This is a genomic window from Njordella aestuarii (assembly GCF_056494165.1).
Genome location: NZ_CM151397.1, coordinates 1,614,274 through 1,635,173, shown reverse-complemented (window position 1 = coordinate 1,635,173; position 20,900 = coordinate 1,614,274). Strand labels below are relative to the sequence as shown.

21 protein-coding genes are annotated in these 20,900 nt (G+C 51.3%); 9 read left to right on the top strand and 12 right to left on the bottom strand.

Features of this window, described 5'->3' with window-relative positions:
* Positions 1-31: 31 nt before the first annotated feature.
* From flgA to SH451x_RS06245, 3 genes are all read right to left on the bottom strand, one after another.
* Positions 32-1,291, bottom strand: coding sequence for a flagellar basal body P-ring formation chaperone FlgA (flgA, locus tag SH451x_RS06255; protein WP_479361588.1), 1,260 nt, complete (start codon positions 1,289-1,291; stop codon positions 32-34).
* The gene (gene flgG, locus SH451x_RS06250) at positions 1,291-2,097 is read right to left on the bottom strand and encodes a flagellar basal-body rod protein FlgG (RefSeq protein WP_479361587.1); all 807 of its coding nucleotides are present in this window, start codon (positions 2,095-2,097) and stop codon (positions 1,291-1,293) included. Before flgG ends, flgA begins: the two co-directional genes overlap by 1 nt.
* Positions 2,098-2,334: 237 nt before the next feature.
* Positions 2,335-3,087, bottom strand: coding sequence for a flagellar hook-basal body protein (locus SH451x_RS06245; RefSeq protein WP_479361586.1), 753 nt, complete (start codon positions 3,085-3,087; stop codon positions 2,335-2,337).
* 285 nt (positions 3,088-3,372) lie between these two features.
* Here SH451x_RS06245 and SH451x_RS06240 point away from each other — a divergent pair, with 285 nt between their 5' ends.
* Entirely contained in the window at positions 3,373-4,452 is a 1,080-nt protein-coding gene (locus tag SH451x_RS06240; RefSeq protein ID WP_479361585.1) for a cytochrome c family protein, read from the top strand.
* A 42-nt stretch (positions 4,453-4,494) separates the two neighbouring features.
* Here the strand turns inward: SH451x_RS06240 and SH451x_RS06235 are convergent, their stop codons facing one another.
* Positions 4,495-5,355 (bottom strand): DUF6655 family protein, encoded by an 861-nt coding sequence (locus SH451x_RS06235; protein ID WP_479361584.1) that lies wholly within the window; start codon positions 5,353-5,355, stop codon positions 4,495-4,497.
* Positions 5,356-5,667: 312 nt separating this feature from the next.
* Between SH451x_RS06235 and SH451x_RS06230 the strand changes: the two genes are divergently transcribed.
* From SH451x_RS06230 to SH451x_RS06215, 4 genes are all read left to right on the top strand, one after another.
* Positions 5,668-7,065 carry a L,D-transpeptidase family protein gene (locus SH451x_RS06230; protein WP_479361583.1) on the top strand — a complete coding sequence of 466 codons (1,398 nt, stop codon included), beginning with the start codon at positions 5,668-5,670 and terminating at the stop codon, positions 7,063-7,065.
* A gap of 12 nt (positions 7,066-7,077) precedes the next feature.
* Complete coding sequence (pyrE, locus tag SH451x_RS06225) at positions 7,078-7,647, top strand: orotate phosphoribosyltransferase (RefSeq protein WP_479361582.1); 570 nt, start codon at positions 7,078-7,080, stop codon at positions 7,645-7,647.
* Positions 7,648-7,826: 179 nt separating this feature from the next.
* Positions 7,827-8,540 (top strand): DUF8091 domain-containing protein, encoded by a 714-nt coding sequence (locus tag SH451x_RS06220; RefSeq protein WP_479361581.1) that lies wholly within the window; start codon positions 7,827-7,829, stop codon positions 8,538-8,540.
* A 453-nt stretch (positions 8,541-8,993) separates the two neighbouring features.
* Positions 8,994-10,568, top strand: coding sequence for a hybrid sensor histidine kinase/response regulator (locus SH451x_RS06215; protein WP_479361580.1), 1,575 nt, complete (start codon positions 8,994-8,996; stop codon positions 10,566-10,568).
* Positions 10,569-10,571: 3 nt separating this feature from the next.
* Here the strand turns inward: SH451x_RS06215 and SH451x_RS06210 are convergent, their stop codons facing one another.
* The 7 genes from SH451x_RS06210 to SH451x_RS06180 all read right to left on the bottom strand — a co-directional run bounded on the left by SH451x_RS06210 (position 10,572) and on the right by SH451x_RS06180 (position 16,957).
* Complete coding sequence (locus SH451x_RS06210; protein WP_479361579.1) at positions 10,572-11,711, bottom strand: M20/M25/M40 family metallo-hydrolase; 1,140 nt, start codon at positions 11,709-11,711, stop codon at positions 10,572-10,574.
* A 2-nt stretch (positions 11,712-11,713) separates the two neighbouring features.
* Positions 11,714-13,765, bottom strand: coding sequence for a phenylalanine--tRNA ligase subunit beta (gene pheT, locus SH451x_RS06205; RefSeq protein WP_479361578.1), 2,052 nt, complete (start codon positions 13,763-13,765; stop codon positions 11,714-11,716).
* A 25-nt stretch (positions 13,766-13,790) separates the two neighbouring features.
* On the bottom strand, positions 13,791-14,837 hold the full coding sequence (gene pheS / locus SH451x_RS06200; protein ID WP_479361577.1) for a phenylalanine--tRNA ligase subunit alpha: 1,047 nt from the start codon (positions 14,835-14,837) through the stop codon (positions 13,791-13,793).
* Between the two features lie 161 nt (positions 14,838-14,998).
* Positions 14,999-15,376, bottom strand: coding sequence for a 50S ribosomal protein L20 (gene rplT, locus SH451x_RS06195; RefSeq protein ID WP_479361576.1), 378 nt, complete (start codon positions 15,374-15,376; stop codon positions 14,999-15,001).
* Between the two features lie 154 nt (positions 15,377-15,530).
* Complete coding sequence (rpmI, locus tag SH451x_RS06190) at positions 15,531-15,734, bottom strand: 50S ribosomal protein L35 (RefSeq protein WP_479361575.1); 204 nt, start codon at positions 15,732-15,734, stop codon at positions 15,531-15,533.
* A 288-nt stretch (positions 15,735-16,022) separates the two neighbouring features.
* Complete coding sequence (locus SH451x_RS06185) at positions 16,023-16,364, bottom strand: hypothetical protein (RefSeq protein ID WP_479361574.1); 342 nt, start codon at positions 16,362-16,364, stop codon at positions 16,023-16,025.
* 293 nt (positions 16,365-16,657) lie between these two features.
* Positions 16,658-16,957 (bottom strand): (2Fe-2S)-binding protein, encoded by a 300-nt coding sequence (locus SH451x_RS06180; RefSeq protein ID WP_479361573.1) that lies wholly within the window; start codon positions 16,955-16,957, stop codon positions 16,658-16,660.
* Positions 16,958-17,140: 183 nt separating this feature from the next.
* Here SH451x_RS06180 and rlmN point away from each other — a divergent pair, with 183 nt between their 5' ends.
* From rlmN to rsmG, 3 genes are read left to right on the top strand one after another with little or no spacing between them, the layout of a single operon-like run.
* Complete coding sequence (gene rlmN / locus SH451x_RS06175) at positions 17,141-18,208, top strand: dual-specificity RNA methyltransferase RlmN (RefSeq protein ID WP_479361572.1); 1,068 nt, start codon at positions 17,141-17,143, stop codon at positions 18,206-18,208.
* Between the two features lie 38 nt (positions 18,209-18,246).
* Entirely contained in the window at positions 18,247-19,008 is a 762-nt protein-coding gene (locus tag SH451x_RS06170; RefSeq protein WP_479361571.1) for a class I SAM-dependent methyltransferase, read from the top strand.
* Complete coding sequence (gene rsmG / locus SH451x_RS06165; RefSeq protein WP_479361570.1) at positions 19,009-19,749, top strand: 16S rRNA (guanine(527)-N(7))-methyltransferase RsmG; 741 nt, start codon at positions 19,009-19,011, stop codon at positions 19,747-19,749.
* A gap of 120 nt (positions 19,750-19,869) precedes the next feature.
* Here the strand turns inward: rsmG and SH451x_RS06160 are convergent, their stop codons facing one another.
* Positions 19,870-20,271 carry a hypothetical protein gene (locus tag SH451x_RS06160; protein ID WP_479361569.1) on the bottom strand — a complete coding sequence of 134 codons (402 nt, stop codon included), beginning with the start codon at positions 20,269-20,271 and terminating at the stop codon, positions 19,870-19,872.
* Here SH451x_RS06160 and SH451x_RS06155 point away from each other — a divergent pair.
* On the top strand, positions 20,263-20,553 hold the full coding sequence (locus SH451x_RS06155) for a hypothetical protein (protein WP_479361568.1): 291 nt from the start codon (positions 20,263-20,265) through the stop codon (positions 20,551-20,553). The two genes, SH451x_RS06160 and SH451x_RS06155, sit on opposite strands and share 9 nt — an antisense overlap.
* Positions 20,554-20,900: the final 347 nt, after the last annotated feature.

Below are 20,900 nucleotides of genomic sequence, written 5' to 3'. Positions count from 1 at the left end.
CAAATATTGGTAAGGCTGAACATCGACTCAGCTATCGTCCGCCAACGGTGACAACAGTTACGACACCTGGCTGAACAACGCGTGCGGCGACCTTGGATCGATGCGGCATGACTTCGACCATAATGACGTCGTCCAAACCGCCTCCTTGAAGCGCCCGCCCAGTTGAGGTAACTTTCATCGCCGCCGACATTACCTGAATCTCAACCGGATCGTTGACGCTGATCAATCGTGGATTACCCACTTGAGATCGTTCTATCGGCTGGCCAGTTGCAATCGTTCGGTTTAACTGCTTTCCGACCAGGCTCTTAAGATCGCTAAAGCAGTCGTCTTCTCGCACACGCGAGATCTTGCCTAAACTAACGAGCTTCAAATCAGCTTCGGTGATAATCTGATCGCGGCCAAGGCTCCGGTTGGTTGCGTAGACCATCGCTGGTAGTTCAACTTGCGCACGAGCCTCTATAATTACTTCGCCATCGCGTTGTTTTGTTTTGATTTGAAACTTTTGCGGTCCGACCCATGGTGCTTCGCCGCCAGCGACTCCCACGATTGCGCGACGGTTGGACAGGAACTTAGCCCCCTCGGCAGGGATGTCCACTTCCAGTTCGTAGTCTACTTCCGAAGAGGTCGCGATCCTCAAGTATTCCACGATTGCATCTGCTGCATTCCGCTCGGCAATCGACGAACTCTTCCGGACAACCGCCGTTGGGATAAAGTTCTCGTCGACTGATGCGAGTTGAATATCCTGTAGCTTGGCTTGATCGGACGCGACGATTGTTGAACGGGTTACAACGCAATTGTCCGCGCCGCTCCACTTGATGAGTCCGATGTCTACACCTCGCAGACGCAATAAAGACTCGATATCGGACGGAGCCCAAACTTGTTTTACCCCTTCAATTGGCGAGGGCGCTAGTACGGTCTCTACCACGGGTTGGAAATTATTCGCAACAAGATCTGTATCAACGAGATCTGAAAGTTTTACGAGATTCGCAGCAACTGCAATGTTAGTTTTAAGCTTCAGCTCCAGTTTGTTGCTTTCCGCATGAGGCAGTGACGTTGAAAAAGAAGCGGCTCGCACATTCGCTTGTGCTGCCTCAGGTTCACTCGCCTGCGCAAGCACTGCTCCAAACGCTAGGATGGCCGTGAGCAGGACGGCCGAACACACATACGTAGCAAAACGGTCGCGTTGCCGTCGTGCACGCAAGATCAGCGATATACTAATTACGTTCGGCTTAACTTCATCCGAATGCAATCGAGTAGCTATTTGCGAAGGCGAGTCGTGGTAATGTCGCATTAGCCTCTTCTCAAATTGGCAATCTGTTGCATGACTTGATCGCCAGCTTGGATCGCTTGTGAGTTTAATTCGAATCCGCGCTGTGTTGTAATGAGATCGATTAGTTCTTTGACGGGCTCAACGTTAGACGCCTCAAGTGCACCTTGCCGCAATACACCCAGGCCGTTTGTTCCAGGCTGGCTGGGCGTTGCTGGGCCAGACGCATCGGTGGCGCTAAACATATTTTCGCCCATCTTCAGCAGACCATCAGGGTTTACGAAGGTGGCCATCTGCAATTCACCTTGCTGAGCCAATTCGACTTGGCCTGGTAAACGCACGGCGACCTGACCGTTCGAATTGATAACGACTTCAGTCGCTTCCGGTGGAATTTGAATAGGCGGCTCTAATAGACGGCCGGTTTGTGCAGAACCAATTACTAACTGGCCGTTGGCGTTGATATCTAGATTGCCAGCTCGTGTGTAAACCGTGGTTTGAGTGACTGGATCCGTGACTTGAAGAAAGCCGCGTCCTTCGATAGCGACGTCCAAACTGCGGCCCGTTTCCTGAAGTGTTCCTTGTCTAAAATCAGACTGCACACTTTGGACGCGGGTTCCCAACCCAACGTAAACGCCAGTTGGAGTCGGATTTTGTTGGGAATCCAATACACCGGGAAACACATGATTACGGTAAAGTAAGTCTTCGAAATTTGCGCGATCGCGCTTAAACGCAGTTGTATTGATGTTGGCGAGGTTATTGGAAATAACGTCCAGCTTGGTCTGCATCGCATCCATGCCAGTCGCCGCTGTGTACAACGTCTGTACGCTCATCGTTTCATCCTTCGAAGCAATCGTTGCTGGTATTCGTCGCCAATCGCTGCTGCGCTCAGTTTTGACTGCGCTGCGTCAAATCGATTTCAACTTCTCGTTCAGTGTTAGATAAATCGCTCGACTGTCGCCAGTGGAGTTTGATTGTTTTTGGTTTTGGGATCGCGAACCGGTGAAGATACAGGGACTGCGCAAGACAGTGAAGTTTTCACTTCGAAGATTCTTCTGAAGTGTTCGAACTTACTCTTTCAATAGGCGTCCAACTAAGCCGCCCATCGCTTGATCTTGCGTTTGGATCATTCGCAAGTTGGCTTCATATAAGCGCGACGCCTCGATCAATTCCATCATAGCGCCGGTCGGCTGCACGGCTGATTGTTCGATGAAACCATTGACAAGCTGACGTTCATTCGGCGGGACGTTTTCTACAGGCGCAAGTGATTGATAAAAGTTATCTCCGACTCTTGCTAAATCTCCGGGCTCTTTCGGCTTAGCCAAACGTAGGACTTGAGTCGTACCGTTTTGGGTAATTCGTCCGTCCGCGTGAACTCGGAAATCCCGAGTTGGATCCACTTTGATAGGGCTCCCGCTCGTAGAGACGACTGGGTCGCCATTCGTTGTTGTTAGAATTCCTTGCGAGTTGAACAGGAAATTCCCGGCTCGCGTCAGTAATTCTTTATCGCCGCGTTGAACGACAAAAAAAGATTCGTTGTCATTGATGGCAAAATCGGTTTGGCCTTTCGTTTGTTGCATTGGCCCTTGCGCAAACGCAGTCTGCGTTTCGGAGATGGTTACGCCGCCGCTCAAGTCATTAAAGGTTCCGCTCCCCATGCTCGCTTCACCTCGATCAACGGCAGCCGATGGTCTCGCCTGCAGCATCGCAAGTTGCGGTTTAAACCCGGGGGTAGCGACGTTGGCCAGATTGTGGCTCAATACCTCCAAGCGATGATTCTGTACATTAGCGCCCGAGGCCGACAAATAGATTCCGTACGGCATATTCAATCACTCGCACTGCGTCGAACCATTCGCCCCAACTGAATTCGACTGTTTTGACTTAATAACTGCCGCACATTAACTATTTTCAGCTCCTGTTCGCAAGGGTAATGCGAGTTGCATCGATACTGGTCATCCTTCCGTTCGTCGAGTTGTGTTTTTTTAGAGTTCGACTGGGATGATTTTGAGTTCTGCGGAATTTGTAAGCTATTTTTCTGAGGGCTGTTTTACCTCGCATAACGAATATGCCGCACAATCCTCAGAACCGTTCCAGTTGAAGTGAATGCAATGTCCAAGCTATCAAAGACAACTTTTGCAAAAATGTCCCGTGGTCATATTGCGAAATACTCGTCGCTGGCAACCTGCTGGTTGATCGCCATTGCCGTGGCAACTGGAGCCAACCATGCAACCGGCCCAGAACTGGACCCGCGCGACGAAAAATGGGATTTGGCAACTGATCCTCATAAAGTTCTGGGAGTTCAAGCTTGTGAGAAATGCCATTCCAACGAAATAAACATATGGAAACAAACACCCCACAACGGTACGTACTTGACGCTGCACCGAAAAGCGGAGGCTCAAGAAATCGCGAAACGTATGGGTATCACTTCTTTCAAGAGCGATTCAAATTGCATCCAGTGCCATTACACGATGCAGGAATCTGAAGGAAAGTTGCAGGCAATTGCTGGCATTTCTTGTGAGTCATGCCACGGAGCAGCTCAAGATTGGATTGCCGTACACAATGACTACGGAGGCCCTAACGCTACGCGACAAAGTGAAACTCAAGCGCATCGCCGTGAACGATTGCTCACAAGCATCGACAAAGGCATGCGTAATCCAGTCAACGTTTATATGGTTGCGCAATCGTGCTACCGTTGCCACACAGTGCCCGATGAAAAGCTAGTGAACGTCGGCGGCCACTCCGCTGGGAGCCTCGATTTTGAGTTGGTTAGCTGGTCGCAGGGCAGCGTTCGTCATCGTTTTTTGGAGACTGCGGGCGAATCGAACGGCGAAGCTTCACCGGATCGTATTCGCTTACTCTTCGTCGCTGGAATGATCGCAGATCTAGAGCTATCGATGCGAAGCACTGCAATCGCAACCGAGAAAGCTACGTATGGAATCACGTCTGCCCAACGCGCCTCGCGTGCAGCGAAACGACTTGCATCTGTCCAAGAGAAAGTTGATAACGCAACCGTTGCGAAAGTTCTGGAAGTCTTTCAAGGCGTCAAGCTCAAACTGAATAACAAAGAGCAGCTTTTGAGTGCCGCAGACGAGATCAACAAGCTGGGACTACGATTTGCAGCCACAACGAAGGGCAGTGAGCTGAGTGCGATTGACGAGTTTATACCGCCAAAATCAGCTTGGAAATAAGCCGAGCGCAGGGATATCGCTATTGTTTCCAGCAATCGCGAGTTAGGGCAATCTCGTAGGCGGAGGTGCTCCGTTGCTTCCTGCGGGTATAGCGGACACCTCACCGCTGGCCTCGGAGGCGATCATTTGTTTTTCCGGCTTGTCAGAGTTGAATACAAAGCCTGAACGATGATCCAGCCCGTTTACCGGCGCACTGTTGGTCAACTCAGGACGCGGAGATGAAGAGCCACCAAAGCTGTGCAACAGGCGGCGTCCGGCGAATCGCGGTGCTGCATAGATCGTTCCGCTTTGGTAGGGTCCAATCCCCAGGAACCATGAGTCGCGAGCGTTCGAACCCGCTTGAGCAATGCCCGATTGCCAAAACGGCTCCAGCGTTTCACGATCGTATGCGAACAAGGCAACCTTGGCGGCCGCAGTTTTGAGCTCTCGTTTCGCAACGGCTAGTTCTGGTATGGTTGGAATCACAGGTGCACCGGCTATTAAACCCGTGGCGGAACCTATGTTTGTCGCTGGCAAGCCATAGATAACGCTGTGCTGATCGCTACCCAACGCACCCATTCGCATTTCAACGATCAGGTCACCGTCTTCTCTTTTGTCTACCAACATGCACCCGGCAGCAACAAGTTGTTGTCGAACAGCGCTGATGACATAATCGGCATTGACCAAGGTACTGTTGGTTGCGCCGGCCGATTTCGACTTGCCGATTTCGTCGGAGTACTTTGTGTCCAGGAATACGCGTTTCCCCGAAAGGGGGCGGAAGTCGATTTGAGTGATGGTCGAATCAACGGCATCGGAAAGTAGAAGCTGTTCCGTCGCTGTATAAATTTTCGACGTCCCACAACCGGCACTAACGCACGTCAGGAGAGCGATGATCAAACATATAAGGGGCTGAATCAATTGCATGCAAAGTGGTCGACACTGGAAAGCAGTGAGGGAATTTTTGGTGGGAAGGTAATTTTTGGTGAGAAATTCCATGTTTGCGTCGGTTAAGGCAAACTTTAACGATTATGCGAGCCGATAGCTTAGAAAGTCTTGTCGCTGCGATGTAAGAGCGATCCAAGATGAAACTTTTTGCCTTTTGCCAAAAATCAAGTCGATCAACCTAGCCTTTCAGTTGCCTAAGTTCTACGATTCGCGAGCTTTGTTCGTTAAACGGTAGATCCAAGACGCCTGCGGGATGCGGGCCGGCGGTGGTTTATCACGGAGGAATTTGTTGTGCAAACCATCAAAACTGCGGTTGTTGTAGTCCTACTCATGGTAATTCTTTATGGCGCGTTTGTTGCCATGAACGGTCAGCAAGCGGACCTACCGCCCGACCTTGAGAACATGATTGCCATGGGCCCCGATTTCGCTTTAGACCCACCTTCGTCTGCTCCGTTCACGGGTGCAAGCTCAGCACCGAACCTAAGCAGTGGCGTGGCTTCTGCTCCAGCTCAACTTTCTGCGATTCCAGCATCGACATCCAGCGACTCACCGTTTGCAATGTGGCCCGGTGCCGCGAGCACTCCGACCGACTCAACTGCCAACGCTCAGACAGCGTCGATCACCGACACTGCTGCTGCCACACCAGTACCGCCTGCTTCGTTATTGCTACCGCCCAGCACCATCGATGCTTCAAACCCAACCGAAGCTTCTGCAACAGAGAATTTGGAAGTCGCACCGCCAAGTCTTGCTAAGGTCGACACACCAGCTAAACAAGAGACTGCTCCAACCGGGAGTGACGATCCTTGGCTGAAAACACTGCAGAATTCGGTCGGGTCCGTGCCGAAAGCAAGCTCCGATACATTCGATTCCACCGTAGTACAAAACACGAAACTGCCTCCGCCGCCAGCCGCTGGAAGTGAATTCGCGATGAATGATGCTGCCAAGCTGACTTCCACCGAAGCTGCTGGCGAGTTCACGCTGACCAGCCAATCGTTTGAGAACGCAAAGAAACTGGCCTTGGAACAAGCAGAAGCAGGCAAGCTGAAAGAAGGGCTACAAACGCTTAGTGTCTTCTACAACTCACCTGAACTGACCAGCGAACAACGCGCCGATCTGTTAGACATGTTGGACGCGCTAAGCTACGAAGTGATTTACTCGCGACGTCATGAACTAGACCTGCCTTACATTGTTGCTCCCAACGAAAAGCTTCAAGACATTGCTCAAATACACGAGATACCTTTGGAGTTGTTGGCTCGCATTAACGGTATTCAAGACGTAAACAGCGTCATGCCTGGAACCAAACTTAAGGTGGTCAAAGGGCCGTTCCGTGGTGAAATCGACATCGAAGACAAAGAAATGACTTTGTTCCTGGGCGAACTTTATGCTGGACGATTCCCGATCAGCACTGGTCGTGATCCTGAACCACGCGAAGGTGTCTTCCAAGTTGTCGACAAACAAAAGGACCGCAACTACTACGGACCTGGTGGAATTCAGATCGATGGTAAGGATCCACGGAATCCGTACGGTGGATTGTGGCTGGACCTGGGTCAGCAACTGAGCATTCATGGCTCGCCAGCAAATCCAGCAGGCGATACCAACACTCTTGGTTGTGTAAGCCTGTCGCCGCTCGATGCCAGCGATGTATTTATTATGCTGAGCCGTGGTTCGCAAGTGACGATCAAACGCTAGAATTGGAGCATCATGCCCAATCCTAAATTTGACCAGCACCGTTTAATCGAACTTGTCCGCGAACACGCCCTTCAGTTCGGCGATTTCACACTTGCCAGCGGCAAAAAAGCGAGCTTCTACCTCGACTGCCGCTGTGTAACGCTGCACCCGCAGGGTGCAAATCAAATCGCCGCCGGAATGCTCGATTTTCTGCAAACGGGCGGCTTTGGTCCGTTCCCAAATGCAATTGGCGGTATGTCAATCGGCGCAGATCCAATTACCGCCGCCTGTTCAATGCTCGCGGGACAATCCGATATTGACCTGCGTGGTTTCATGGTCCGCAAGGAAATGAAACAGCATGGCATGGGCAAACAAGTCGAAGGGCCTATTACTTCCGGAATGACGTGTGTCGTCGTCGAAGATGTTGTTACTACAGGGGCAAGCGCTCTTCAAGCAATCGATGCAGTCGAACGTATCGGTATGCAAGTCATTGGAGTTCTCGCGGTGCTTGACCGATTGGATGGTGGACGCCAAGCCATCGAAGCACGCGGCTACAAACTCCATTCCTTGCTGACGTTAAGCGATTTGGGAATCTCGACCTAGTCTTGTTACCGATTATCGTCGTTCGCTCCCCGGAACGAATAGCCATCGATTGTATCGTTTGCGGCGCATTAGACGACAGCACCTGCCTCCCGGGAAGTTCCGTTGCGGACATGATCGCTATTAAAGTAGAGTCTTTGAAACTCTTGCAATAAGCGTCCTGAGCAGAGCGATTCGGAATCATGGAAACTAGCCTTCACCGCCAAATCAAAGAACTCGTCGCGCGGGATCCAGAATCGACTGAGGTAACCCTTGGAAGCTATCGGATCGACGCGATTGACAGCCAAGATAGATTGGTCGAAGTCCAATACGCAGGGTTAGGAGCAATCCGCAAAAAGGTGATCGCACTCCGCGACGACCACATGCTAAGGATTGTTAAACCAATCGTGGTTGGCAAGAGAATCATCAACCTTGATGCGCGCGATCAATCTGTGGTTAGCGTTCGCAAGAGTCCGAAAAAATTCCATCCGCTTCAGATCTTTTGTGAACTGCTTCACTTCACGCAATGCTTCCCTCATCCAAATTTGACGCTTGAATACTGGGAAGTTCACACGTCCGAGTACCGCATTCCAAAATCAAAATATCGATTTAAACGAAAACGCTATACGCTCGTCGACCAAACACTCGATTTGGTAGTTTCGAAACGCGAGCTGCATTCTGCGTTTGATCTGGCTACGATCTTGAATGTCCCAATCGATGCAACTCCATTTTCCACGGTCATGCTCAGCGAACGCCTTAGCGTTGACCGGTGGCTAGCTCAGCAAATCGCTTATGTGCTCCACCACTGTAACGCCGCTAACCGCGTCGGGAAGCAAGGAAATTCATACCTATATCAGTGGTCAGAGAGCGTCTTGAAGAGTACTCGACCGGTTCGAAGGCGGAAGAAGGCAAGTTAAGGCTTTGCATACTCTTTGGAACAGATGTTGCATCACGACTTTTGAAAGCGGCAAATGCATTGTGGCAATCGGTTTATGGTGGACTGCCACAATATCGCTCTACGTGCGCGATCACCTTCCATCGGATCGACAATTTGCCGAATAGTTGGAATTGTGGCAAGCAACATTTTCTCCGCGCCGGTTGCTGAGCCTTCAGATATCTGTTAATTGCCAATGCCTCAGCGAGTTTCATCTTATTTGGCATGTTTCACGCTAAGGGCTCTCTTGTCTCTATTTGATACCTCCGATCCATGTGCGAAGACGTTCGATGCAATACAAAAGCGACTGTTTTTACATTTTGCTTCCGGTGAACATCCTGCCACCAGCCTACCGCTCCAGCTTCTCCTCGTAATACCATTTGTCGATCTATCTTGGCTCTAAAAAATCTACGTAGCGTGGTGTAGGGCGTCGACGGTGCAACAATACCCCCTCGAAAGCGAAGCTGTGCTCGATAGTGCGATTCTCGTTTGGCTTCTCAGTTCCAGCAGGATTCCTGCTGCGATCGTTGGACTCAATAGAGATGTTTTATATGCGTCGGGTACGTGTCTCGAACTCCTAGGTGCTAAATCGGCGGGAGAAATCGCCGCCGCAAATGTTCACGACTATGAAACCAATGGGGTCCGGTCTATGCGATTCGCGGGAGTTGCAAACTTCCGACAGGAATCCGTTGGTATCTCGTGGAAGGGACTTCCAGCAAAACTGATCGTCTTCGTTTCGTCGACGACTGAAGCGAATGAGGAGAGCGACAATGAAGAGGGAATTTCAAAAGTGAAAATGCGATCACCAAACGATACGAAGTTCGATTCGCCGAACCATCGAGATTTCCTGGCGGTCCTCTCACATGAGCTGCGCAACCCCGTTGCCGCTTTAGCTGGTGGATTTGATCTCATGAAGGCCGAGGACTTTAGCCCTGCGACCTGCGAGAATCTTTCACCGCTCATCTCGGATCAGTTGGACCACATTCGACGTCTGCTAGACGATTTATTGGACGTTGCTCGGGTGCAACATGGTAAGTTGACCATCAGTGTTGCGCCGATTGATATCCGCAAGGTTGTGGAGAACTGCGTAGCGGCTAATAAGTATGCCTTTATTCAACGATCCCAACGTGTGGAACTGGTGATGCCCGACGATCCAGTCATGGTCTCGGCGGACATCACTAGACTTGATCAAGTCGTCGCAAACCTATTGGACAACGCGTCTCGATTCTCGCCCCGCGACACATCCGTCTGGATAAAGGTTTCCTTTGATAGCCAGCAAGCAACCATTTCCGTTCGGGATGAGGGCATTGGTATCGACGAAGAGTTTCATAACAAGATCTTTCACCCTTTCGCGCAAGCGAGCCGGTGCACCTCATCCCCACTTTCTGGTTTAGGTGTCGGATTGTCGATTTCTCGAGAACTGATGCGTCTGCATGGCGGCGACATAATTTTTCATAGCGATGGCTGCGACAAAGGGAGTGAATTCTTTGTCATGCTGCCCGTCTCCAAAGATATTGCCCCGCCAGCTGCTACCTTGCCGCGCACCAACGTCATGCAGAAAATTCTTGTAGTCGAAGATTCGATCGCTATACAAACCGTCCTGAAGAGATTGCTCGTTCGCTTGGGACACAACGTCACTACTGTTTCCAGCGGAGAGGACGCCGTAGAAATGCTTGGCAATGAACAGTTCGACGCAGCTCTCGTCGACATCCAATTGCCAGGGATCAGTGGGTATGACGTCGCAAACTGGGTAAGAAATAGTTGGAAAATTGAAAAGCGGACGGCTGCCAAGGAAGTTTCAACGACGCCTTACGAATCAACCGCGCCGATTCGCCTTGCGCAGCCAGTCAACATTGATTGGCAACGACCGGCATTAATAGCGGTTACTGGTTTTGCTCAGCCAGAAGACAAAGCTCAGGCGATTAAAGCTGGCTTCGACGCCCACCTCGCCAAACCAGTAAATCTTGGCGTCCTGGCCGAAACTTTGCAGCAGTATTCGCAAAAAGAATAGCTCTTAGCCGTAGCAGAATCGCTCAAATGCGCGGCGATAGACTTCGACCGCCTGTCCTAACTGACCAACAGAAACCCACTCGTCATTGCAATGCGCCTGAGCAATATCCCCGGGGCCGCAGACGACAATCTCTCGCAAGTCTTGCAGCACTCCACCGTCAGTTGCATAACATGCCGTCAGCGGTTTCTGCGTCCCAGTAATGTCCAGCATCCCACGAACAAAAGCAGATTCAGGATTTCCTGTCAAAGGCATCGTTCCAGCGGACTTTCGAAGTATCAACCCATTTTGTTCAACCAGGGAGGAAACTTGCTGGACAATTTGCTCATGATCTACGTCCGGCATTGGGCGAATAAAAATCCGCAGTTCAGCCAAACCCGTTGTTACATTTGCGGCGAATGGTTCGTTACGAATAACCCAGTTCCACGAGAGCGTCGGGGGGTCAAACAGACTGTTATGGTACCGCACGTTTGACTCACAGTTATCACGAATGTCCGACAACTCTGGTAAGATACGAAACAGTTTGTCATTGGCATTAACGCCATTCCGAGAACTCGAATGCGCACTTTTGCCTTCCGAACGGATCGTAAGTAGTTGCGTGCCTTTGTGTGAATAAATTACGTTCAGGCAAGTTGGCTCACCTACAATTCCAACGCAACCGGTATGGGTCATAGAGCGAAACATCTGCGAATCGCGGCGAATAATCTGCGCACCTTCCATGCCAGCCTCTTCATCAGCCGTCACGACAAAGTAAAGAGGAGCTTGCTGACGTGATTCATCAACCAGTTGCATAGCAGTCAGTGCGGCTGCTAGCGAGCCCTTCATGTCGCATGTTCCACGTCCATACAAACGATCACCGGTTCGTTTCGGACGGAACGCTTCGTCAACCTCAGGCACCCAATCGTCGGCAGGCACAACATCCGTATGCGCAAGATATGCAATCCCGCCTTGGCCAACGCCACGCTTGGCAATCAAATTCGATTTCGTTACGCCGGCCGGGTCGAGATAGTCGATACGTTCAATCTCGAAGCGATGCTGCGAGAGAATGTCAGCTACGTAATCAGAGACTTCGACATTGCTGCGGGACGATACAGATGGGAAACGAACTAAGTCTTCGGTGAGGCGGACTACCCGAGCTTCATTCATGCTTAGTCTGTAGCTCCCAGTAGCTTGCCGTTTGCCTGCTTTTCGATTGCATCAATTATTTTCTGCATCACAGCATCGGCATTTTCTGTCGTCAATGTCTGCGTTTCACTTTGTAGCACGACCGACACCAGCACTCGTTTCTTATCCGCCCCATCTCGTTTAGCATCGCGATACGTTTCTTTGTATTGCAACGACTGGAGCAGGGGCTCGTTGATCTGATCGACGATGTCCACCAGTTGCTTCCACTGAACCGACTCGGACAACACGAAGTTCAAGTCGCGTTCGATTGCTGGATGTTGATTGATCGGCTTGAGCTGCGGCAAAACTTGCAACGCTTGCTGCAACACATCCAAGTCCAATTCGCCCGCGATGACAGCTCCTTGCAGTTTCAGCTTGTTACGGACCGCATTTGATACACTTCCGAACCAACCTAACAGTTGCCCGTTCAGATGAAGCTGCATTCCGGAGCCAGCGTCGACACCGTCGTTGTTCCATTCGGCCCACTGGAGTTTTGCTTCGGGTGAGCAACGACTGATCATTTCTTCAATCATGCCTTTGGCTGCACGGTATTCTCGGCCACTCACGAATCCGACGACGGGTCGCTCGAAGACTTTGTCTTGCGCTTCATCAGTCAAATAAATTGTCGCAATCTCGAAAAGACTAGCTTCCAGATTGTGGAGACTTTGATTGGCGAGACGCGTTTGCAACAACGAGGATACCAAACTCTGCCGCAAGATCGACGCACCTTCTAGCATCGGCGTAATCGTACGAAGAGCCGCTCCAGATTGCCAAGGAGACATCAGTAGCGAGACATTCTCTCGTACGCACGAAGGTGTAAGGATTTCGTTGTAGCCGCAGCCGACCAGAATCGTACGAAGTCGGTCAAGCATCACATCTTTGTCGCGTTTCGCAGATGGAAAGGTCGGCACAATCGCTTGTTCGCTGATTTTATCGTAGCCCCAGATACGAGCGACTTCTTCGATCAAATCAATCTCGCGTGGCAGGTCGCCACGGTGGCTAGGAATTGCAAACTCAGCACTCGCATTTCCTTCAGCCTGCGTCTTCGAACTAGGTTGCTCAACGCACCCCAAGGCCGTCAAAATCTTCTTGCTTGCTTCCCAAGGCACATCTATCCCGAGCACTCTTTGCACCTGAGATTGTCGCAGCTTAACAAGCGGGGGATCATATACAGCCGCACTCGTCTGCAACGGAGTGGCTTCTAATTTACCGCCCGCAAGTTCGAGAATCATCGCACAACAGCGTCGGCTTGCCCAATCCACAATCAGTGGATCAACGCGACGTTCGAACCGAAACGAAGACGGCGAGTGCAGCTTCAATCGCCGCGCCGTCTTGCGAACTGCCAAAGGGGTAAAGGAAGCGGCTTCGATAATAACGTCGGCCGTCGATTCCGTAATTTCTGAATTGGCACCACCCATGATTCCGGCAATTGCGATCGGCCCGATAGCGTCTGCAATGGTGACCGTTTGCTCATTCAATTCGTATTCGCGATGATCGATAGCGAGGAATTTTTCCTGCTTGCGTCCAGGCCGCACGACAATTTTTCCGCCGTTGACTTTAGACGCATCGAACGCGTGCAGCGGCTGACCGCATTCCATCATGACATAGTTTGTGACGTCGACAATATTGTTTACCGTAGCAATATTGACGGCTTTCAGTCGATTTACCAACCAAGCTGGCGACGGCCCGACCTTCACCCCGCGGATCACTCTCGCAGTATATCGATCGCAGCCCTCCGGCATCACGTTTTCAACTGCCAGCGTCGGTGATTTTGCAGCGAAGGGGCCCTCTCCTGACAGTTTGACGTCGGGAATGCACAGAGTCTTGCCCAAGAGTACGGCAGCTTCTCGCGCAACACCGATGTGCCCCAGGGCATCGCCGCGATTACTGGTCACTTCAAGGTCAAGTACTTTATCGTCGCCCGCGATCGTCGTTGACTCGTGGTTCAAGCCTGACATGGCGAACCGTTCAGCTAGCTTGTCGACGTCGATATCAATCTGGACATAATCGTTGAGCCAATCGAGTGACACGAGCATACACTTACCACCAAACTACAGGGCATTAAAACTGGTTGAGGAATCGGACATCGCCGCGGAACAAATCGCGAATGTCGGTAATCTGATAGCGACGCATGCACAACCGCTCGACGCCCAAACCGAATGCAAAACCAGACCATTCCTCGGGGTCATACCCAACTTGCTCTAACACATTCGGATCGACGATACCTGCCCCGCCAAATTCGACCCAGTTGTCACGCCATTGGTAATCGACCTCGACACTCGGTTCCGTAAACGGGAAAAAGGAAGGTCGGAAGCGAACCGTTACGTCATCTCCCAGATAGCTCGACGCAAACATGCGCAAAACTGTCTTCAGGTGCGACATGTTTACGTTCTTATCAATCCACAGGCCTTCCATCTGATGGAACATCGGGAAGTGAGTCGCATCGGCCGCGTCAGGCCGGTAAACTCGCCCGATTGAAATGATACGCAGCGGCGGCTTGCGCTCTTCCATAACACGAATCTGTACTGTCGAAGTCTGGCTCCGGAGCAGTTTTGCGTTGGCGGCACTAGGATCGAACTCAGATGCCTTGGCGTTAAGCTTGGCAGCAGTCTGCAAGTAGAAATTATCGAGCGGATCTCGCGCCGGATGATCTTCAGGAATATTCAGTGCGATAAAATTGTGCCAAGTGTCTTCTACTTCGGGGCCTTCGACCGCAGAAAAACCCAACCGCCCCATGATGTCTTTGAGGTGTTCGATGGTCTGTGTGATCGGATGCAGATGACCAAGAGTAGGTCGCAATCCAGGAAGTGTTGCATCGATTGTAGACTTGGACTGTTTCGCCGGACCGCCACCGACGCGCTGCGTCGCTTCTTCAAAGAGTGCCGCAATGGATTGGCGAACTTCGTTTAGTCGCTTTCCGCCAGCCGGTCGCTCTTCTTTCGAGAGAGAGCTCATGAGCTTTTCGACAGCTTTGACCTGACCGTTCTTCGCACCCAACAAACGAACGCGTTGTTCTTCCAGTTGGTTCGAGTCGGTTACGCTGGCTAGGGCGGCACTTGCATCCGCCGCTAGATCGTCCAATGCGGTCAGCAAGTTTGTAAGAGACATTCGCCTACCTTCGTCCCTTCAATTCGGTGGACGCAACCTAGGATGAGCAATACTTTTGCGAACCAAAGAAGAGGGCGACGCAAGCAGTGCTTACGTCGCCGATTGCTTTTAATAGGTCCTCCACGGCAGGACGCCATGGAGACTAACACTCGGGATACTAACTAAGCCTTGGCAGCCGATTGAGCAGCGTCCAATGCAGCCTTAGCTTGATTGACCACGGTTGTGAACGCCGCTGGATCATGAATCGCCATCTCGGACAATGTCTTGCGATCCAGTTCGATGTTCGCTTTGATCAGTCCATCAATGAACTGGCTGTAACGGAGACCGTGCATGCGTGCAGCAGCATTGATACGAATGATCCACAGACGACGGAAATCACGACGACGTCGGCGACGGTCACGATAAGCAAACCGGCCAGCACGGACCAAGTTTTCCTTTGCAGTTCGGTATAAACGCCGACGACCGCCGACGTAACCTTCCGCTCGCTGAAACATTTTACGTTTCGCTTGACGACGAGCGGCACCTTTTTGTGTACGCATAGTTCTATGACGAAAAGCAGCCCTTCTAGCTGCGTTTTGTGTGCATCAGGCCGTTGTCTCAATGTACAACTGTTTCGCCCAGCATCACTGGTAAGGAAACTAACTGGCTTTTACCAAACAATCTGGCAAAAGCATCGCTGCTAACCGACTTTGGTTAGTAGCTATAACCACGTAGAGCATCTTGGATGGCACGTTCAAATTGAACTTCCAAAACCTTGGTGCCACGCAGTTGGCGAACTTTGTTGCCCGACTTGCTGATAGCCAAATGGCTTGTACCAGCCTTGCGATGCTTCGCATGACCGTTGGCAGTTAGTCGGAAACGTTTCTTCGTTGATTTGTGCGTTTTTTGCTTGGACATACTTCTAGGAACTCCGATTCGCTTACGCAGTTTATTTGCAGGTTCATCTCGCAATTTCGGTGCGTTAGCAAGCAGCACAGCAGTTAATCTACTGACTGAACGCAAAAAAGCCTGTCGAAAGCGGAAAATTGCAAGGGGCAAAGTGTAACGAACGCTCGCCAACCGTCCAAGGGGAAATTCAAGATTTCCGCACTACCTTCGGCGCGTAAAAAAACCGCCTGCCCAGTTTCACTGCTCAAGCGGTACTTTTTTCACGTCAACCGGGAGGAACGAACCGCCCAGATCGACCTATTCGGATTCGGCGACGACTTGTGGAGCAACGGCTGCAGCCGCAACGGGATCGGCAGTTTCAGCTACCGCTTCCACAGGCTCTTTCAGCTTTTGCAGAAAGTAGGTTGCCCCGTCTTTAGTCAGCTCTTTCAACTTCTTGTCAGCTTCGACCTGTTGATCAAAGTTAAAGGTCGCCACGCGACGCAGATGCTGGTTGTAGATGGCCCAAACCAGTTTCATACGTGGTGGTTCCGCCGTCTTGCGAACGCGCGGAGCTCGAGGAGTCGTAGATTTAGCGCGCGGTGCACGCTTTGCCTTTGGTTTGACTGCTACTGGAGCGTCGTCTGTGTCGTCTTCCATATCTTCCATATCCCAACAAGCCCCGCTTTTAAACGACTCCGTCGCTTTACGAAGCCAAGATTAGATGCGTCCACCGCTGAAAATCCCAACAGAATGCGGCGAATAAATTACGTTAGAATCCCAGTATAAGCGATCTATCGGTCGGATCCTACAGTCCAGAACTTCTTTTCGCGGAACCCACTCAGCGACGCAATGCCGAACGCCGCATTTGAAAGCGTGGATTCCACAGTTGAAGAGTCCGCCCTTTGCCGACTTCGGGCAACGTTTCACCCTTCGTGTGCTCTAAACGCCTTCTAACCGCCGCTAATTTTCCGTCTCTCGTCCCGGTAATTGGTACGATTTGCCGCATAAACCTCCACAGTTTCCGGGAAGTTTTTTTCCACCCATTCACTCACATCCTCAGTTCTAGGAAGCTCGTCGGCCGGAAAGTTTGCCAACCTTTCCAAAACCGGTCGGCACCAGCCACATCCCGTCCCAGCCCCAAAACACTCGCTTAACTGACTCGCACGGCGAATCGGATTGCGGTTCATGAAATTGATCAGCTTGCGAAAACTGACGTGAAAGCACATGCAAACTTCGTCATCTGCTTTCATGAATCACCTTACGTGCCTATTCGCAAAAAGGAGGCTAAACCTCAGACGGGGCCGAGGGAACCGGCGAAATCCATCTTTGGTTCTGCTATTAAACCGCCATATCCAGTGATGACAATAGTCATATTGCCCGCTTTGACGTACTCTATAAGTGCTCTTACTACTCTCTGCAACCGATATTCGTGCATGACCTCTAAACAACACATCATCGACCTGACGCCTGACCAACTGAAAGTGTGGCTGAAGGAGCAAGGCCAACCGGCTTATCGCAGCCAACAGATTATGGCAGGCATCGTCCAGCGTCGCGCTGCCGATTTCGCTGCATTAACGGACTTGCCGGTAGCTCTTCGAACCCTGTTGAGCGAACACTTTGACATTTTCCGATCAACGATCGCAGCTAAACAAACAGCTGACGACGGGACGGAAAAATTGCTCCTCCAGCTTCATGACGGTAATCGAATCGAATGCGTGATGCTGCGAGACGGCGAGCGACGCTCTATTTGCATTAGCTCTCAAGTCGGCTGTGCCATGGGCTGTGTATTCTGTGCCAGTGGTTTGGACGGAGTCGAACGCAATCTGACCGCTGGCGAAATTATTGAACAAATCCTTCACCTGCAAAACTTGCTACCTGCAGACGAAAGGATCAGCCATATCGTTATGATGGGCATGGGCGAACCTCTTGCAAATCTGGATCGCGTTCTGGCGGCGCTGTCAGTAGCTAAAGACGGCAAGATCGGATTTGGAATCAGCCCCCGCCGCATCACCATTAGCACTGTCGGTATCCCACGAGCCATACAAAGGCTAGGTGAAGAGAATCTGCCTTACCATTTGGCCGTCAGCCTTCATGCTCCCAACGATGAACTTCGAAGCCAGATCGTTCCGGTCAATAAAAACTTAGGAATCGAAGCGATCTTAGATGCTGCCGAATCGTACTTTCAAACAACTCGTCGGCGCCTTACGTTCGAATATGTTCTGCTGGGCGATATCAACGATTCAGAAAGCTGCGCCGAAGAACTCGTGCAACTGCTGCGTGGCAAAGTCGCGATGCTGAATGTTATTCCCTACAACCCAGTGCCAGGGTTACCGTACAAGACTCCGTCGGCCAAAGCGGTCCACCGCTTCCGAGATATCTTGCTGGATGGAGGCATCAATGTGATGTTCCGTCAGAAAAAAGGGGACGAAATCCAAGCTGCGTGCGGACAACTTCGACGCAAACCCGAAAATCTTGTCCAGCTACAAACGTCCCCGAACTAGCAACCGCGCCCGAGCCAATTGCGTTAGGAAGGTAAAGCATGAGATCGTTCATCCTATTGATGCTCTTCGTAGCGACTTTGGTCGTGCCTTGTGTCAGGACCTACTCGCAAGATAAATCGCCTACGAAAATCCCTGACTTGATCGAGTGGCCGGCGGATAAAGACGTCGTCCGATCGCTTTCGAAGGCGCGCACTTTTTATCTTGGCCGCCGAATTGCTCCAACGATGAGCTACGCGGGCGGGGCCGACTGGTTGGTGCGTTCTAACCGCGAGTCGGAGGAGAGCACGCAAGAGATGCTCGACAACTTGGGCCTGAAACCGGGAATGGTTGTCGCCGATTTTGGCTGTGGCGTCGGCTACCATTCGTTTCCGATCGCTGAAGCGATTCTGCCTGACGGGATGGTCTATGCAATCGATATCCAACTCGCCATGTTGCGAGGGTTGGTCGGACGCGCGAACGAGACGCAAGTCACAAACATTCAGCCAGTTCTCAGTAAAGCTAACGTGCCCAACATGCCAGCAGATACGTTCGATATGGTGCTCATGGTTGACGTCTACCATGAATTGTCTCATCCTGCCGAGACGCTGCAGATGATACGCAAATCGCTCAAGCCCGACGGCGTCATCGCCCTTGTCGAATTTCGCGGCGAAGACCCCGACGTGCCGATCTTGCCGGAGCATAAGATGACCAAGGCTCAGATCCAAAAAGAATACGAAGCGAATGGTTTCGAATTGCGTTCCGCATACGACGGTTTACCATGGCAACATTTGCTGTTCTATGGTTCTGTAAAGGAGAATTAATTGGATCGTTTTTCATCAAAGCCCCCGACCGAGGCGGCTCCCAACCCGCTAGCCGAACAACTGCGTGTACACGCGGTCGAGCTAGGCATCACCGACATTGCAGATTCGCAATACTCGCAACTTGCCAAGTACTGCGATGCCTTGTGGGCTTGGAATGAAAAGATCAATTTGACTCGGCATACCGATGCGGAAACATTTGCACAGCGTGATTTGCTTGACACTTGGAAGCTCGCAAAGCTGTTGAGAGAGGGCGAGACGGTGCTCGACTTCGGCAGCGGGTCTGGAGTACCGGGACTCACCGCCGCGATCCTGCGACCAGACGTACGCTTCGAACTCTGTGACTCTGTCCAAAAGAAGGCTCGAGTGTTGGAGGACATCGCCAAACAGCTTCGACTGCCGATCGAGGTCCATGCCGTCAACGTAAAATCAGTCCTTGAACAGAAGTCTTATGACACATTGACCTCGCGCGCCGTCGGTTCGTTGAGCAAACTTTGTACGTGGCTGGAGCCTCTCTGGGGACAGTTTGGGCGGCTCTTGACCATCAAAGGCCCGAGCTGGGTTGACGAGCGTGGCGAAGCACGGCATTACGGCCAACTGAAAACAATCGACCTTCGCAAAGTCGACGAGTACGCGATGCCCGGCCGCGACTCCAACAGCGTTATCCTTCAGCTTACCCAGCGCAAAACTGACGAAAAGCCAACGACGAGCTACTCATCTGAGCAGCCCTCGCCCCCTGCATGATATCTTGATCGCTGCCCTGTCCAAGTTCAGGTGAAACAGCAATACGAGGGCCGCATTTTCCGGCCCTTGACTCATTAAAACTCTCAAGTCGACGTCGTACCGACCACATCAGTCACTCTTCTATTTGAACTCGATTTTTGAAACGACGTCTAACTTGTTGTAGGGAAAGATGCGCGGGTTCGATTTCTTGAACGCGATAATCTGTTCGACCAAGTCATCTCGGCCTGCAGCTTTTAACACCTGAATAGCGTTGAGGGCACTGTTTAGATCGATGTTTGAATGCAACACCGCTTCGGCGCCTTTTGCAACACGTTCGAGATCCAAGTCGTGGTAGTCCAAAATCGAACCACTATAGTACCGCGCGGTCTGCACCACGCAATACAAGTAAACGCGGTCGCCGGCCTCACCGCCAACTTTGTTTGCCGCCTCTTTGCAGTATGTCTCCAAGTCGCCTGGATGACCGTGCCAACGAGGAAGCAGGCATTCGATATCCACGTGTGTACCGTAATGCCAATGGCCCACGACACGAGCTTTTTCGACAATGCAGGCAACTATACAGGACACGAAAGCGTACCAATTCCGCCAACCTACGATCCCCAGGTCACCATCGATAAATTGGTCGAACTAACAGTTACGCCCGAGGACGAAGTGATCACAGGACTTCAAGGCTCGTTCTTCAATATCTTCCACAAACTGATGCCAAATACGATCGAAAAAATCATGGCCATGAACACCGAACGAAGCCAATTCGAAACTGCCGCCCCCGGCCCAAAAACAAGCGGCAATATTCATCGCCCCAAATAAGAAGCGCTTTTTCATCTGCCTGATCGCGATCTCCGTCTGGTGTCGCAATTAGTGAAACGGATAGGACAATGTCGCGTCGTACCAAATTTTTGATGCGACATTCTATCAATGCGTCGCAAAGTCTCTTAAAACGGTACCGTCAAGAGGCATGATTGGGCCGTAGTACAAACGTTGAAAGATCTTGCCAAAGCTGTGAATCAGCCAATCTTTCACGTTCACTCGCTCGGTGATAATTAGCGATCAACTTATCGTTCTCCAAATATTGCGAGAATGTTAAGAATTGTGAGTTTCTTGGAAAGGTTTATTGAATTCAGAAGTTCTCGAACTACGGTGAACTTTCAATCTGA

Coding starts and splice junctions, on each gene's coding strand:
- flgA (WP_479361588.1), bottom strand. CDS start 1,291: ATGCGACATTACCACGACTCGCCTTCGCAAATAGCTACTCGATTGCAT.
- flgG (WP_479361587.1), bottom strand. CDS start 2,097: ATGAGCGTACAGACGTTGTACACAGCGGCGACTGGCATGGATGCGATG.
- SH451x_RS06245 (WP_479361586.1), bottom strand. CDS start 3,087: ATGCCGTACGGAATCTATTTGTCGGCCTCGGGCGCTAATGTACAGAAT.
- SH451x_RS06240 (WP_479361585.1), top strand. CDS start 3,373: ATGTCCAAGCTATCAAAGACAACTTTTGCAAAAATGTCCCGTGGTCAT.
- SH451x_RS06235 (WP_479361584.1), bottom strand. CDS start 5,355: ATGCAATTGATTCAGCCCCTTATATGTTTGATCATCGCTCTCCTGACG.
- pyrE (WP_479361582.1), top strand. CDS start 7,078: ATGCCCAATCCTAAATTTGACCAGCACCGTTTAATCGAACTTGTCCGC.
- SH451x_RS06220 (WP_479361581.1), top strand. CDS start 7,827: ATGGAAACTAGCCTTCACCGCCAAATCAAAGAACTCGTCGCGCGGGAT.
- SH451x_RS06210 (WP_479361579.1), bottom strand. CDS start 11,711: ATGAATGAAGCTCGGGTAGTCCGCCTCACCGAAGACTTAGTTCGTTTC.
- pheT (WP_479361578.1), bottom strand. CDS start 13,765: ATGCTCGTGTCACTCGATTGGCTCAACGATTATGTCCAGATTGATATC.
- pheS (WP_479361577.1), bottom strand. CDS start 14,837: ATGTCTCTTACAAACTTGCTGACCGCATTGGACGATCTAGCGGCGGAT.
- rplT (WP_479361576.1), bottom strand. CDS start 15,376: ATGCGTACACAAAAAGGTGCCGCTCGTCGTCAAGCGAAACGTAAAATG.
- rpmI (WP_479361575.1), bottom strand. CDS start 15,734: ATGTCCAAGCAAAAAACGCACAAATCAACGAAGAAACGTTTCCGACTA.
- SH451x_RS06185 (WP_479361574.1), bottom strand. CDS start 16,364: ATGGAAGACGACACAGACGACGCTCCAGTAGCAGTCAAACCAAAGGCA.
- SH451x_RS06180 (WP_479361573.1), bottom strand. CDS start 16,957: ATGAAAGCAGATGACGAAGTTTGCATGTGCTTTCACGTCAGTTTTCGC.
- rlmN (WP_479361572.1), top strand. CDS start 17,141: ATGACCTCTAAACAACACATCATCGACCTGACGCCTGACCAACTGAAA.
- SH451x_RS06170 (WP_479361571.1), top strand. CDS start 18,247: ATGAGATCGTTCATCCTATTGATGCTCTTCGTAGCGACTTTGGTCGTG.
- SH451x_RS06155 (WP_479361568.1), top strand. CDS start 20,263: ATGGCCCACGACACGAGCTTTTTCGACAATGCAGGCAACTATACAGGA.